The 14,431-nt window shown below is 67.4% G+C and carries 12 protein-coding genes; 9 read left to right on the top strand and 3 right to left on the bottom strand.

The window, feature by feature from the left end:
• Positions 1 to 562 precede the first annotated feature (562 nt).
• The gene (locus ACFXHA_RS42445) at positions 563 to 1,987 is read left to right on the top strand and encodes a sugar porter family MFS transporter (protein WP_379366598.1); all 1,425 of its coding nucleotides are present in this window, start codon (positions 563 to 565) and stop codon (positions 1,985 to 1,987) included.
• 6 nt (positions 1,988 to 1,993) lie between these two features.
• Here ACFXHA_RS42445 and tuf read toward each other — a convergent pair whose 3' ends face one another.
• Positions 1,994 to 3,190 (bottom strand): elongation factor Tu, encoded by a 1,197-nt coding sequence (gene tuf, locus ACFXHA_RS42450; protein WP_379366600.1) that lies wholly within the window; start codon positions 3,188 to 3,190, stop codon positions 1,994 to 1,996.
• A 206-nt stretch (positions 3,191 to 3,396) separates the two neighbouring features.
• Between tuf and ACFXHA_RS42455 the strand changes: the two genes are divergently transcribed.
• Positions 3,397 to 4,902 carry a leucyl aminopeptidase gene (locus ACFXHA_RS42455; protein WP_379366602.1) on the top strand — a complete coding sequence of 502 codons (1,506 nt, stop codon included), beginning with the start codon at positions 3,397 to 3,399 and terminating at the stop codon, positions 4,900 to 4,902.
• 256 nt (positions 4,903 to 5,158) lie between these two features.
• Positions 5,159 to 5,887 (top strand): YoaK family protein, encoded by a 729-nt coding sequence (locus ACFXHA_RS42460; protein WP_379366603.1) that lies wholly within the window; start codon positions 5,159 to 5,161, stop codon positions 5,885 to 5,887.
• An 84-nt stretch (positions 5,888 to 5,971) separates the two neighbouring features.
• On the opposite strand, the gene ACFXHA_RS42465 is transcribed toward ACFXHA_RS42460, so the two are convergent.
• Both ACFXHA_RS42465 and ACFXHA_RS42470 read right to left on the bottom strand, forming a co-directional pair.
• Positions 5,972 to 6,307: an oxidoreductase gene (locus ACFXHA_RS42465; RefSeq protein ID WP_379366605.1), complete on the bottom strand. Its 336-nt coding sequence runs from the start codon at positions 6,305 to 6,307 to the stop codon at positions 5,972 to 5,974.
• Positions 6,308 to 6,472: 165 nt separating this feature from the next.
• Positions 6,473 to 7,387, bottom strand: a complete 915-nt coding sequence (locus tag ACFXHA_RS42470) for an AraC family transcriptional regulator (RefSeq protein WP_379366607.1) — start codon at positions 7,385 to 7,387, stop codon at positions 6,473 to 6,475.
• Positions 7,388 to 7,470: 83 nt separating this feature from the next.
• Between ACFXHA_RS42470 and ACFXHA_RS42475 the strand changes: the two genes are divergently transcribed.
• The 6 genes from ACFXHA_RS42475 to lipA all read left to right on the top strand — a co-directional run bounded on the left by ACFXHA_RS42475 (position 7,471) and on the right by lipA (position 13,929).
• Positions 7,471 to 8,097 carry a peroxiredoxin-like family protein gene (locus tag ACFXHA_RS42475; protein ID WP_379366609.1) on the top strand — a complete coding sequence of 209 codons (627 nt, stop codon included), beginning with the start codon at positions 7,471 to 7,473 and terminating at the stop codon, positions 8,095 to 8,097.
• A gap of 434 nt (positions 8,098 to 8,531) precedes the next feature.
• Entirely contained in the window at positions 8,532 to 10,277 is a 1,746-nt protein-coding gene (gene sucB / locus ACFXHA_RS42480) for a 2-oxoglutarate dehydrogenase, E2 component, dihydrolipoamide succinyltransferase (RefSeq protein ID WP_379366611.1), read from the top strand.
• 4 nt (positions 10,278 to 10,281) lie between these two features.
• Positions 10,282 to 11,181, top strand: coding sequence for a TIGR01777 family oxidoreductase (locus tag ACFXHA_RS42485; protein WP_379366613.1), 900 nt, complete (start codon positions 10,282 to 10,284; stop codon positions 11,179 to 11,181).
• Positions 11,182 to 11,532: 351 nt separating this feature from the next.
• Positions 11,533 to 12,045 (top strand): GNAT family N-acetyltransferase, encoded by a 513-nt coding sequence (locus ACFXHA_RS42490; RefSeq protein ID WP_379366792.1) that lies wholly within the window; start codon positions 11,533 to 11,535, stop codon positions 12,043 to 12,045.
• The gene (lipB, locus tag ACFXHA_RS42495) at positions 12,042 to 12,857 is read left to right on the top strand and encodes a lipoyl(octanoyl) transferase LipB (RefSeq protein ID WP_379366615.1); all 816 of its coding nucleotides are present in this window, start codon (positions 12,042 to 12,044) and stop codon (positions 12,855 to 12,857) included. Before ACFXHA_RS42490 ends, lipB begins: the two co-directional genes overlap by 4 nt.
• 22 nt (positions 12,858 to 12,879) lie before the next feature.
• Positions 12,880 to 13,929, top strand: a complete 1,050-nt coding sequence (gene lipA, locus ACFXHA_RS42500; protein ID WP_379366617.1) for a lipoyl synthase — start codon at positions 12,880 to 12,882, stop codon at positions 13,927 to 13,929.
• Positions 13,930 to 14,431: the final 502 nt, after the last annotated feature.

A 14,431-nucleotide genomic window follows, 5' to 3' on the forward strand; every position in this document is an offset into this window, starting at 1 on the left:
AAAACCTTGGCAAAATCAAACGCCAGCAAAAGTATTTGCTGACTAAATGTCCGACACACTCTCACGGGGGTGAGAATGGCCGGAACCAAATAAAAATATTTGGCACTGACATTCATCGACACACTATTGAGTTCTCAAAGAACACACGCACACACCAACATCCCCGGTTTGAACCGGCTTGTCGGTGAGGCTGCTTGTTTGTTGCTTGTGAAGCTTAGCTCAACCCTCGCAGCAGAACCAAATCCGCCGATCAGGTGAAGCTTTCACGATCATCAGGCGCTCCTCGTACAACCTCGTTTCCCAGGCCCTTGGGGCTCCGGGTCGGTGTCCGTGTCGCTCTGACCTGGAATAAGTTACGGGTTGCGTTGATGCAAAGTCAAATCGCCTCTCTACCTGCGGTTTTGTAGGGGTATCGATGAACAGGCGATGACACGCGACCGGCAGGCAGGCCAACGAGGCCACGGAGGACCGGCGTTGCATGCCCGTTGACAAGCATCCGGGCGGCAACAATTGTCGAAATGCGGGTCGACACGGGAATACGGGGCGAGACGAAGGAGTCTGCGTGAATTCATCGGTGGGATCGCGAACACCCGGCGACCAGACGGGCGGGGCGGACGGCCTGGTCTACGTCGTTTTCATTACCGCCGCGGCAGCCATGGGCGGATTCCTGTTCGGATACGACAGTTCCGTCATCAACGGTGCGGTCGAGGCGATCCGGGATCGGTACGACATCGGGTCGGCGACCCTCGCGCAGGTGGTGGCCATCGCCTTGATCGGCTGCGCGGTCGGTGCGGCGATCGCGGGGCGCATCGCGGACCGGATCGGTCGAATCTGGGTCATGCGGATCGCGGCGACACTCTTTACCTGTAGTGCCATCGGGTCGGCGCTGCCGTTCGCGCTGTGGGATCTGGCCATGTGGCGAGTCATCGGCGGCATCGGCATCGGTATGGCGTCGGTGATCGGGCCCGCCTACATCGCGGAAGTCTCGCCGCCCGCCTATCGCGGCCGGCTCGCCTCGTTCCAGCAGGCGGCCATCGTCACCGGTATCGCGGTCTCGCAGCTGGTGAACTTCGCGATCCTCAAGATGGCGGGCAGTGAGCAGCGCGGGCACATCGGCGGATTGGAAGCCTGGCAGTGGATGCTCGGCGTGATGGTGGTGCCGGCGGCGCTGTACGGGATGTTCTCCTTCACCATTCCCGAGTCGCCGCGCTACCTCATCTCTGTCGGGAAGATCGACAAGGCGAAAGAGGTGCTCACCGAGGTCGAGGGCGACCACGGTGATCTCGATGCCCGGGTGGCCGAGATCCAGGAGGCGATGCACAGCGAGCACCGCTCGACCTTCCGGGACCTGCTGGGCAAGCGCGGGTTCCTACCGGTGGTGTGGATCGGCATCGGCCTGTCGGTATTCCAGCAGCTGGTCGGCATCAACGTGGTCTTCTACTACTCCGCGACGCTGTGGCAGTCCGTCGGCATCGACCCGTCCAGCTCGTTCTTCTACTCCTTTACGACCTCGATCATCAACATCGTCGGCACCGTGATCGCCATGGTGCTGGTCGACCGGATCGGGCGGAAACCGTTGGCGCTCATCGGATCCGCGGGCATGGCCATCGCACTCGGCCTGGAGGCGTGGGCGTTCTCGGCCAAGACCGGGTCCGGCAGCAATGTGACCCTGCCGCACGCGCAAGGCATTACCGCGCTCGTCTCCGCGCATGTGTTCGTGCTGTTCTTCGCCCTGTCGTGGGGTGTCGTGGTGTGGGTGCTGCTGGGCGAGATGTTCCCCAACAAGCTGCGCGCGGCCGCGCTCGGTGTGGCGGCGTCGGCACAGTGGATCGCCAACTGGGTCATCACCGCCAGCTTCCCGAGCCTCGCCGACTGGAATCTGTCGGGTACCTACGTCATCTACACCGCCTTCGCGCTGCTCTCGATCCCGTTCGTGCTCAAGTGGGTTCCCGAGACCAAGGGCAAGTCCCTCGAAGAGATGGGCTGAGCCCGGCTATTTGATGATCTTTGTGATCTGGCCCGCGCCGACTGTGCGTCCGCCCTCACGGATCGCGAACTTGAGGCCGACCTCCATGGCGATGGGCTGGATCAACACCACTGCCATCGAGACGTTGTCGCCGGGGAGGACCATCTCGACTTCGGTCGGGAGAGTCACCACCCCGGTGACATCCGTTGTGCGGAAGTAGAACTGGGGGCGGTAGTTGTTGAAGAAGGGGGTGTGGCGGCCGCCCTCCTCCTTCGACAGGATGTAGGCCTGACCCTCGAACTGGGTGTGCGGGGTGACCGAACCCGGTTTGATGACGCACTGGCCGCGTTCCACGTCCTCGCGTTTGATGCCGCGCAGCAGCAGGCCGACATTCTCGCCGGCCTGGCCCTCATCGAGGAGTTTCCGGAACATCTCGATGCCGGTGACCGTGGTCTTGGTGGTCTTGGTGCGGATGCCGACGATCTCGACCTCGGCATTCACCTTGAGCACGCCACGCTCGATACGGCCGGTGACGACGGTGCCGCGGCCGGTGATGGTGAAGACGTCCTCGATGGGCATGAGGAACGGTTTCTCCACCTCGCGGGTGGGAGTGTCGATCCAGGAGTCGACGGCGGCCAGCAGTTCGGTGATGTTCGCGCCCCACTCGCCGGTCGGATTCTCCAGTGCCTGATAGGCGGAGACGCGGACGATAGGCGTGTTGTCACCGTCGAATTCGTATTCGCTGAGCAGATCGCTCACCTCGAGCTCGACCAGCTCCAGGATCTCCTCGTCCTCGACCATGTCGCACTTGTTCAGCGCCACCACCATTTTCGGCACCCCGACCTGCCGCGCCAGGATGACGTGCTCCTTGGTCTGCGGCATCGGGCCGTCGGTGGCGGCGACCACCAGGATCGCGCCGTCCATCTGGGCTGCACCGGTGATCATGTTCTTGATGTAGTCGGCGTGACCGGGGCAATCGACGTGTGCGTAATGCCGGTTCTCCGTTTGGTATTCGACGTGGGCGATGGAAATGGTGATGCCGCGCTGCCGCTCCTCGGGGGCCTTGTCGATGGCCTCGAAGGGCGTGTACGGGTTCAAGTCCGGATGTTGGCTGTGCAGGACCCTGGTGATCGCCGCGGTGAGAGTCGTCTTGCCGTGGTCGATATGGCCGATCGTGCCAACGTTGACGTGCGGCTTCGTCCGCTGAAACTTCGCCTTCGCCACTGGAGACCTCCTGCGCACCCATGGGAAAAGCGGGCACCGGAGGGTGGGAACACCGCGCAGTCATGCCCGACGGCGGTGTCGAAATCCAGGGTATTTCCGCGTGCATCAGGAAAGGCCGGGAACCGGGTGAACCGGGCGTCAGTGACTGTTGACGCGAGCGCGGCCCAACCGGCTGCGTACCGGGCGGCCCAGTAACGTGGGCTGTTATGACAGCTGTTGCAGATCGTTCGCTCGGACCGGAACTGGTACGCACCGAGGGCATCGGGGACGCCGATGTGCTCGTCATCGGACTCACCTCGTCGGACGATGGGCCCGTTATCGCGCCCGCCGACGCCTTCTCCGACGTACTCGACGCGGACACCCGGGCGGCACTGCTGAGCGCGGTGCGGGCGGTCGGGGCCAAGGGTAAGGGTGAGGAGATCACCCGGGTGCCGGCGCCCGCCGGGCTGGGTGTGGATTTCGTGCTGGCGGTCGGGCTCGGTGCGGCCGACAAGGTGGACGCCGAGCAGGTGCGCAAGTCGGCCGGTGCGGCCGGGCGCGCGCTGACCGGAGTCGCGACCGCGGTCACCACCCTGTCCGGACTGGATCTGGGTGCGGCGGCCGAGGGCTTCTACCTGGGCGCCTACCAGTTCACCACGTTCAAGTCGGCCAAGTCCGCGCCGAAGGCCGACGATCAGCCGGTCCAGCGGGTCGAATTCCTGGTTCCCGCACCGGAAGCCGGGGAAGAGGAACTCTTCCGCGCGCAGGCCATCGCCGAAGCCGTCGCCACCGCACGGGATTTCGTGAACACCCCGCCCAGCGACCTGTACCCGGGCGAATTCGCCAACCGCGCAGCCGAATTGGCCAAAGCCGCCGGACTGCAGGTGGAGATTCTCGACGAGAAGGAACTCGAAACCCAGGGCTACGGCGGCATTCTCGGCGTCGGCAAGGGGTCCTCGCGGCCGCCGCGGCTGATCCGCATCACCTACTCCGGTGGTGATCGCAAGGTGGCGTTGATCGGTAAGGGCATCACCTTCGATACCGGCGGCATCTCCATCAAGCCCGCGGCGGGCATGGAGAACATGACCTCCGATATGGGCGGCGCGGCGGCGGTCATCGCCACCACCCTCCTGGCCGCGCGACTGAGCCTGCCGATCACCGTGATCGCCACCGTGCCGATGGCCGAAAACATGCCGTCGGCGACCGCGCAGCGGCCCGGCGACGTGCTCACCCAGTACGGCGGCACCACCGTCGAGGTCATCAACACCGACGCCGAAGGTCGGCTCATCCTGGCCGACGCCATCGTGCGCGCGGGCGAGGACTCCCCCGAGTACCTCATCGACGTCGCGACCCTGACCGGCGCGCAGATGGTCGCCCTCGGCACCCGCACCCCGGGCGTCATGGGCACCGACGCGTTCCGCGACCGCGTCGCGCGCATCTCCCAGTCGATCGGCGAGAACGCCTGGGCCATGCCGCTTCCCGCCGAACTCCGCGCCGACATCAACTCCAAGATCGCCGACCTGGCGAACGTCGCGCCGCACCGCTGGGGCGGCATGCTCTCCGCCGGACTGTTCCTCAAGGAATTCGTCCCCGAGAACGTCCAGTGGGCACACCTCGACGTCGCCGGCCCGGCCTACAACACCGGTGGCCCATTCGGCTACATCGGTAAGGGCGGCACCGGCGTCCCGGTCCGCACCCTGATCACCACCCTCGAGGACATCGCCGCCGAATAGCGGCCGTTCGCTGCCGGATACGCCCGCCCCGCACACCTGTGGAGGCGGGCGTTTCCCGTCGCGCTGGTGGGCGTCTCCGATCGCGTGGGCAGAGGATTTCCGGCGCACTGGCACGCGATTCCTGTCGCACGGGCAGGCGCCTCACTCGCGCGCGAAGCGTCCATGACAGATCTCCGACTCGATGCCCCAGGTGGTCGGCGACGTCGCTACCAGGCGTCAGAATCGTCGAATGCGAACGGAATCCGGTGGTGGGTCGATGAGAGAGCATGTGGCGGACGCGGTCCGGCTGATCGTGCCGCCTGCGGGGCACCCGCACGGGCCGTTGCCGCCGCTGTTGCTGGCCTTGACTGTCGTCACCGGGTTGGTGGATGCGTTCAGTTATCTCCAGCTCGGGCATGTGCTGGTCGCGAATATGACCGGCAATGTGGTGTTCTCGGGGTTCGCGCTGGGCGGCGCGCCCGGATTCGTCTGGTGGGCGCTGCTACTGGCGGTGGTCGCGTTCCTGGTCGGGGCGCTGGCCGGCGGGCGGGTACACGCGCGGCTGGGGGTGCATCGCGGGCGGCATTTGAATGCGGCCACCTGGGTCGAATTGGGTTTGGTCGCGGCAGCTTTCGTGACGGCGATGGTCGCGCCGCGCCCATATCACGGCTGGTCGCTCACGGTGCTGATCGTATTTCTGGGGCTCGGGTTGGGGCTGCAGAACGCGACCGCTCGCGCCCTCGCGGTGCCGGACCTGACGACGACCGTGCTGACCTTGACGCTGACCGGGATTGCCGCCGACAGTGCGCCTGCGGGCGGGTCCGGCAGCCGGGTCGGGCGGCGGTTGGTGCCGATCGCCGCCATGTTCGGCGGTGCGGGCATCGGTGCTGCACTGGTCGTGCACCACGCGGCTCCCGCCGCGCTCGGGGTGGCCACCGTCCTATTGGCGGCGGTCGCTGTGGCGAGCCACACCACTCGGCACTCCACCGCGAGCTGGACCGCCTGACAACGACGGCCGACTGGCAACACCGCCTGACAACGACGTCCGCCCCGCGATATCGCGGGGCGGGCGTCTCTGTTCGCAATCTGGTCAGAAGTCCTGGGCGGTGCGGCGTTCCAGGATGCGGCGGCGGGATTCGTAGTCGCGGAGGCGTTGGGGGTAGCCGACGCGGCGGGCGTCGTAGACCGGGATGCCGAGGGTGGACGAAAGGCGTTGCGCGCCGCGTTCGCCGACAACGCGGCGGGTCCACGCGCCGTCGTGGGCGACCAGGATGACCGAGACGTCCGACACCGTGGTGCGGGGCTCTACGAAAGCCTCGACGCCGTAATGGCTTCGGGTCCACGCGATGAGATGCTGCATGTCCTCGGGGTCGGCGTCGCCGCGACGACCGGTCCCGCTGCGCCCGAACAGGTCCATCAAACCCATACCGGCAACCTCCTCTCCGGCCCACGGAAAACAACGCCGGATACTTCGATAGTGCCACTCGGACAAGCGACCGCAACTCCCGCGATCAACTCCTAAGCAGCCCCACAGCGACTCCTCAGGCCCAGCTCAGGCCGCCTGACGGACAACGGCGGTGACCGGCGACGGTCAGGGGCGATGCGTGCTGCGGTAGGTGGCGGGCGGCTCGCCGTGGGTGCGTTTGAAGGCTCGGGAGAAGGCGAATTCGGAGGTGTAGCCGACGCTTCGAGCGATAACGGGCAGGGGTTCCGAGGTGTGGCGGAGTCGGCGGGCGGCGAGGTCCATGCGCCAGCGCGACAGGTAGGCCAGCGGGGGTTCGCCGACGAGGGCGGTGAAGCGGCGGGCGAGAGTGGCGCGGGAGACTCCGACTCGGGCGGCCAGTTCCTCGATCGTCCATGGGTGGGAGGGGGATTCGTGCAGCAGGGAGATGGTGCTGGCGATTTCGGGGTCACGGAGGGCCGCGAGCCAGGACGCGCCGGACTCGGGGTTGCGGGCGGTCCAGAGGCGCAGGGCCTGGACGAGCAGGACGTCGACGAGGCGCTCGGTGACGGTTTGACCGCCGGGACGCTCGACGGCGAGCTCGGTGGCCAGCAACTGGAGCGTGTCGGCCAGTTCCCGGCCCGCGGCGGTGTGATCGGCCGGCAGGTGGACGACCTGCGGCAGCAGCCGCATCAGCGGATGAGCCGGTTTCGTCTCGTATCGGTATGCGCCGCAGATCAACCGGGTTTCCGCGCCCGAACCGGGGATCTGGAGATGGCGGGTGCCCACCGACACCTCGACCTCCTCGAAAGGGATCACCGCCGTGTCCGGGCCGCTGGAGAGGCGATGCCCCGCACCGCTGGGCAACAGGATGAAATCGCCCGCGCCCATCTGGATCGGCGTGCCGTCGGGGGCGCGCAGCCAGCAGGTGCCGTAGGCGACGGCGTGGAACGCGGCCTTCGGCATGTCGTCGAGCCGGACACCCCAGGGGGCGAAAGCGGTCAACTGGGCGGTGACCGCACCGCCCACCTTGGTCGCGGCGAGTACATCGGTGAGAACATCCACTCACTCATGATATGAGACGATCTGCAATAGATCCGCGAGTTCGGGCCATGGGCCGCGAAACCGGTTGTCCTTAGCCTGGATTCATGACAAAAAGCTATTCCGAGCAGGTAACGGGCATGCGTGAACAGCTCTTCACGCAGGCCCCCGAGGCGATACTGAAGCGGTTCGACGGTGAGGCCGAGAGTCTCACCGAGGCCGGGCAGAAGGCCCTACGGGTGGGTGAGATCGCGCCCGATTTCACGGCCGTCGACGCCACCGGGCGGACCTTCTCACTCGGCACGGCACTGGCGGACGGGCCGGTCGTGCTGGCGTTCTACCGGGGCGCATGGTGCCCGTACTGCAATCTGCAGCTGGCCACCCTGCAGTCGGCGCTCGACGAGATCACCGCGCGCGGAGCACGATTGGTGGCACTGTCCCCGGAGACGCCGGACAATTCGCTCAGCCTCGCCGAGAAGCACGCGCTGAAATTCGAGGTGCTGTCGGATCCGAGCAATCGAGTGGCCGACGAGTACGGGCTCGTCTTCACCATCGATCCGGGTATCCGCGACAACTACCACGCGGTCGGAAATGATCTGTCGCACATCGGATGGCGGCTCCCGGTCCCGGCCACCTACGTCATCGGCACCGACCGTCGCATCCGCTTCGCCCACATCGACGGCGACTACCGCAAGCGCGCCGAAGCCGCCGACATCCTGAAGGCCCTCGACTGACCGTCAGGACCGATCGATCGACCGCTCCCCCGCGACGCCCCCGGCCACCCGGCCGGCGGGCGTCGCGTCGTGTTCTCAGCTAGCCGACCGCAACCGCCCGGCGCGGATCGCGACTCCCATCCACCGGCACCCCGGGCGCCCGCGCCGCACGCAAACGTGATACGTCTCATGCCATCCCGTCAATCCTGGCTCACGCCAGGGACATCCCGAACTCACCCGGGGGATCGCGACACGGAGAGGTCGGCACAACCGCCGCCCTGTGACACGCCGCACCCGGGCAAGTGCAAGGATGGGTGATTGGAACAAGAACCATTACGGATCTCCGGTGCCACTGAATGTTCGGTGGCCGTCGGGACGACATCGCGACCCGCGATGCCACGCCCGCGGAGAGACGAACTGTTTAACCCGACGAGCAGTCAGAGGAGTAGACGGACATGACCTTCTCCGTCCAGATGCCGGCTCTTGGTGAGAGCGTCACCGAGGGCACCGTCACCAGGTGGCTGAAGCAGGAAGGAGACACGGTCGAGGTCGACGAGCCGCTTCTCGAGGTCTCCACCGACAAGGTCGACACCGAGATCCCGTCCCCCACCGCAGGCGTTCTCGTGAAGATCGTCGCCCGTGAGGACGATGTGGTCGAGGTCGGTGGCGAACTCGGCGTGATCGGTGAGGCCGGTTCCGCTCCGGCTCCCGCAGCCGCTCCGGCCCCCGCCGCCGCACCCGCCCCGGCGCCCGCGCCGGCCCCCGCTCCCGCCCCGGCCCCGCAGCCGGTTGCCGCCGCTCCGGCCGCGGCGCCCGCCGCGCCCGCACCGGCCGCTGCCGCCTCCGGCACCCCGGTCAAGATGCCCGAACTCGGTGAGTCCGTGACCGAGGGCACCGTCACCCGCTGGCTCAAGCAGGTCGGCGACGCGGTGGCCGTGGACGAGCCGCTGCTGGAGGTGTCCACCGACAAGGTCGACACCGAGATCCCCTCGCCGGTCGCGGGCACGCTGCTCGAGATCTCCGCGCAGGAGGATGACGTGATCGCCGTCGGCGGTCAGCTGGGTGTGATCGGCAGCGGTGTCGCCGCGGCCGCGCCTGCCCCGGCTCCCGCCCCTGCGCCCGCTCCGGCCCCGGCTCCCGCGCCGGCCGCTGCGGCTCCTGCCCCGGCTCCCGCGCCCGCCCCGGCTCCGGCTCCGGCGCCCAAGCCCGCCGTGGTTCCGGCCGCGGCCACCCCGGCCGACGAGCCCTCCACCAACGGTGGCCCCTACGTGACCCCGCTGGTGCGAAAGCTGGCCGCGGAGAACAACGTTGACCTCGCCGCCCTGAGTGGTTCCGGTGTCGGCGGCCGCATCCGCAAGCAGGATGTGCTCGCCGCCGCGGAGGCCAAGAAGGCTCCGGCCCCGGCGCCCGCCGCTGCCGCGCCCGCGGCCGCTCCGGCTGCCCCGGCCGCTGCTGCCGCGCCGCGTCCGTCGCTGTCGCACCTGCCGGGCACGGTCCAGAAGGCCACCCGCATCCGGCAGATCACCGCGACCAAGACGCTGGAATCGCTGCAGACCACCGCGCAGCTGACCCAGGTGCACGAGGTCGACATGACCAAGATCGCGTCCCTGCGCAACCGCGCCAAGGCCGCGTTCAAGCAGCGGGAGGGCGTGAACCTCACGTACCTGCCGTTCTACGCCAAGGCCGTCATCGAGGCGTTGGCCGTGCACCCGAACATCAACGCGTCCTACAACTCCGACACCAAGGAGATCACCTACCACTCGGTGGTCAACCTGGGTATCGCGGTCGACACCGAGCAGGGTCTGCTCTCGCCGATCATCCACAACGCCAACGACCTGTCGCTGGCGGGCCTGGCTCGCGCCATCGCCGATATCGCCAACCGGGCGCGCACCGGCGGCCTGAAGCCGGACGAGCTGGCCAACGGCACCTTCACCATCACCAACATCGGCTCGAACGGCGCGCTGTTCGACACCCCGATCCTGGTGCCGCCGCAGGCCGCCGAGCTGGGCACCGGCGCGATCGTGCGTCGCCCCATGGTGATCACCGATGACGGCAACGAGTTCATCGGCATCCGTTCGATGGCCTACCTGCCGCTCACCTACGATCACCGCCTCATCGACGGTGCCGACGCGGGTCGCTTCGTGACCACGATCAAGCACCGACTGGAAGAGGCGGCGTTCGAGGGCGACCTCGGCCTGTAGTCGCATGAAGGTCGTGGTCGCCGGATCCTCCGGCTTGATCGGGACGGCGCTCGTCGCGGCCCTGCGCCGCGACGAGCACCAGGTCATTCGCCTGGTGCGCCGTCCCGTCCACGCCCGCGACGAATTCACCTGGGACCCGGTCCGTTCCCATCTGGACGAGCGCGCGCTGCGTGATGCCGACGCCGTGGTGAATCTCTGCGGTGCGAGCATCGGGCGGCGGCGCTGGAACGGCAGCTACAAGCAGGAGCTGCGCGACAGCCGCATCGTCCCGACCGACGTGCTAGCCGCCGCGGTCGCGGCCGCGGAAGTGCCGACGCTGATCAATGCCAGCGGCGTGCACTACTACGGCGGCGACGGCGGGGACCGGGTCGTCACCGAAACCTCCCCCGCCGGAACAGGATTCCTGGCGCGGCTGTGCGCCGACTGGGAGGCCGCCACCGAACTGGCCGCCGACGCCGGCGTGCGCACCGTGCTGCTGCGTTCGGCGGTGGTACTGGCGCGGCACGGCGGCATGCTCGGAATGCTTTACCCCCTTTACTATCTCGGCCTCGGCGGCCGATTAGGCAGCGGTCGGCAGTACGTCCCGTGGATCTCGCTCGAGGACGAGGTGGGAGCGATCACCTATGCGCTCACCCACGAAAACCTTTCCGGCCCAGTCAATATGGTCGGTCCCGCGCCGGTCACCAACGCGGAGTTCACCCGGGCGCTCGGTCGTGTCATGCACCGGCCGACACCGTTGATGGTCCCGGCGTTCGCTCTGCGCGCCGCCGTCGGCGAATTCGCGGAAGAGGCGATCCTGCACGGCCCCCGGGCGATTCCCACCGCATTGGAAGAGGCCGGATACCAGTTCCAGCACCCGACCATCGGTGCCGCGCTGGCCGCCACGCTCGGCCATTCCGGCTGACTCGATCTGTTCGCGATCCCACCCCGGCCGACCTCGCCAACAGCCTGCGGCCACTCCCGGCGACCCGCCTCACCAACCTGCCTACCATCGCGGCCGCCCTATCGTCCCTGCTCGTCAGCGCGGCTGCCAGCGGGCCGAATCTCGCACCGCCACAAGTGGATTCCGGCCGGATGCAGGGCGGATCGAGGTGACGGCGGGCGGGGTGGACGAACATCGCGCCACGGTGTACTGACGAGGAGTCGCGCCGTGCGCGAGGAGGACCAGGCGTCGCGGCGGATGTCACAGTGAGCGCGGTGCACGTCACACCGGGGTCGTCGATACCGTTAGCCGGTGACCAATCAATCGTCCGAGCTGCTGATCAGGGATGCGCGGGAGAGTGATCTACCGGAGATCCTGGTGATCCACAACAACGCCATCGCCGAGACCACTGCCATCTGGGATACCGAGCTCGCCGATCTGGACGAGCGCAAGGCGTGGTTCGCGGCGCGGACCGGGGTCGGGCATCCGGTGCTGGTGGCCGAGATCGACGGCGCTGTGGCCGGGTATGCCAGCTACGGGCAGTTCCGGCCGAAGTCCGGCTACCGTTTCTCGGTCGAGAATTCGGTGTACGTGTCAGATATATTCCAGCGGCGCGGAGTCGCCACGGCGCTGATGACCGCGCTGCTCGAGCGGGCCGAGCATTCGGACGTGCACACCATGATCGCGGCGATCGAGTCGAGTAACCGCACGTCGATCGCACTGCACGAGAAATTCGGCTTCGCGATCGTCGGGCAGCTGCCGGAAGTCGGGCTCAAGTTCGGGCGCTGGATGGACCTGACGCTCATGCAGCGCGTCCTCGACGGAGGGGTAACGTCGCAGTCGTGAGTGAGAGTACGGCCACCGCACCGTTACCCCGTGCGGTATCCGCCCGCTTCGACGGCACACCCCTCGCCGTGGAGAATCTGGGCCTCATCGATTACCAGCAAGCCTGGGAGTTGCAGCGGCGAATCGCCGCCGAACGCGCCGACGGAATCGGACAAGACCGGCTGCTGCTGCTCGAACATCCCTTCGTCTACACCGCCGGACGACGCACCGAACCGCAGGATCTGCCCATGGACGGCAGCCCGGTCATCGAGGTCGATCGGGGCGGGAAGATCACCTGGCACGGGCCGGGGCAACTGGTGGGCTACCCGATCGTGCGGCTGGCCGAACCGGTCGACGTGGTCGCGTACGTGCGCCGCCTCGAGGAAGCCCTGATCGCCGTCTGCGCACAGCTCGGGCTGGAAACCGGTCGGGTGGAAGGCCGTTCGGGCGTGTGGGTGCCGAAATCGGAATTCCTGCCCGAACGCAAGGTCGCGGCCATCGGCGTGCGCGTGCAGCGCGGCGTCACCCTGCACGGGATCTCGCTCAACTGCGATTCCAGCCTGGACGGTTTCAACGCCATCGTGCCGTGCGGCATCCGCGACGCGGGCGTCACCACGCTCAGCCGTGAGCTCCGCCGCGATGTCACCGTGGACGAGGTGCGGCCGCTGGTCGCCGACGCCATCGCGCGCGCCCTCGACGGCGACCTGAAGGTGACCGACCACGCCATCTCGCGCTGCGCCACGAGCGCCGCCGAATGCCCCGAGCCGCTGCCCGCGGCCATGACCGATCAGCTCCCGGTGGTGCCCGCCGCAGTGCCCGCCGAGCGCGCATGATCACGAGCGTAGGGTGAACAAAGTGACCTCCGTCGACAACCCGACACCTACCAGCGCGTCCGCACCCAATGGCCGCAAACTGCTCCGCATCGAGGCGCGCAACGCCGAGACCCCGATCGAGCGCAAACCCTCCTGGATCCGCACCCGCGCGACCATGGGTCCCGAGTACACCGAACTCAAGGGTCTCGTGAAACGCGAAGGGCTGCACACGGTCTGCGAGGAAGCCGGGTGTCCCAACATCTTCGAATGCTGGGAAGACCGCGAGGCCACCTTCCTGATCGGCGGCGAGCAGTGCACGCGACGCTGCGACTTCTGCCAGATCGACACCGGCAAGCCCGCCGCGCTGGATCGTGACGAGCCGCGGCGTGTGGCGGAATCAGTGCAGGCCATGGGACTGCGCTACTCGACCATCACCGGCGTCGCCCGCGACGATCTCGAGGACGGCGGCGCGTGGCTGTACGCGGAGACCGTCCGCGCCATCAAGGCGCTCAACCCGAACACCGGTGTCGAGCTGCTGATCCCGGACTTCAACGCGGTGCCCGAGCAGTTGGCCGAGGTGTTCTCGTCGCGGCCGGAAGTGCTGGCGCACAACCTGGAGACGGTGCCGCGCGTGTTCAAACGCATCCGTCCCGCGTTCCGCTACGAACGCTCGCTGGCCGTCATCACCGCCGCACGTGAGGCCGGACTGGTCACCAAGTCCAATCTCATCCTCGGCATGGGCGAGACCCCCGAGGAAATCACCGAGGCACTGCGCGACCTGCATGAGGCAGGCTGCGACATCATCACCATCACCCAGTACCTGCGCCCCTCCCCCCGCCACCACCCGGTCGACCGCTGGGTGAAGCCGGAGGAGTTCGTCGAGCACTCCAAGGCCGCCGAGGAAATGGGCTTCGCCGGAGTCATGGCCGGCCCGCTGGTCCGCTCCTCCTACCGCGCCGGCCGCCTCTACGCCCAGGCCATGCGCCACCACGGCCGCGAGATCTCCCCGGAGATGCTGCACCTGGCGCAGGAAGGCTCGGCCGCCCAGGAGGCCAACAGCGTGCTGGCCCGGTTCGGTTCCACAGGGGCATAAGCGAATTCACCTGCAATAAGCAGACAAATAGGAAGACCCGGACGAAATGTCCGAGCCTTTCCGTATTTGCGACACACCAATTTCCGCCGCGCCGTCTGCGAACGCAAATTGCCTGCGATTCAAGCACTTCCATCAAGGGATTCGCATACTGTGAGCCCACTTCCTTCCGAGGGGCGGTGGCTTGATTACTCGATCGAGCCTGGTCTGAGCCGCGCCCAGGAAGGAGGTGGGTGGGGATGGCGAAACATCGTCGCGAGGCGAAACACCGTAAATGTGGTTCCCCGGTCAACTGGGTTGTTGCAGCAACAACGGCCACAGTTGCCGGGGTGATCACCATCTTGGTCCGGCGGATGCTGGGCTAAGGTGACCCACTCAGATGGGGCGTCGTAACCGCGGCGCTCCATCCTCCCCGCCATCACTTTCGTGACAGCACGAATGTACACCCTGCTGATCAGCCCGTGGGCGTGTTGCCTCAGGTGAACGGGCGGTGGCGGCGCGTCGT

It is taken from the genome of Nocardia sp. NPDC059240, assembly GCF_042753865.1.
Taxonomy (GTDB): Bacteria; Actinomycetota; Actinomycetes; order Mycobacteriales; family Mycobacteriaceae; genus Nocardia.

Bases quoted from the DNA above. Each gene is read 5' to 3' on its own strand.
- sucB (WP_379366611.1), top strand. From the start codon at position 8,532: ATGACCTTCTCCGTCCAGATGCCGGCTCTTGGTGAGAGCGTCACCGAG.
- ACFXHA_RS42465 (WP_379366605.1), bottom strand. From the start codon at position 6,307: ATGGGTTTGATGGACCTGTTCGGGCGCAGCGGGACCGGTCGTCGCGGC.
- ACFXHA_RS42460 (WP_379366603.1), top strand. From the start codon at position 5,159: ATGAGAGAGCATGTGGCGGACGCGGTCCGGCTGATCGTGCCGCCTGCG.
- ACFXHA_RS42475 (WP_379366609.1), top strand. From the start codon at position 7,471: ATGACAAAAAGCTATTCCGAGCAGGTAACGGGCATGCGTGAACAGCTC.
- ACFXHA_RS42485 (WP_379366613.1), top strand. From the start codon at position 10,282: ATGAAGGTCGTGGTCGCCGGATCCTCCGGCTTGATCGGGACGGCGCTC.
- ACFXHA_RS42455 (WP_379366602.1), top strand. From the start codon at position 3,397: ATGACAGCTGTTGCAGATCGTTCGCTCGGACCGGAACTGGTACGCACC.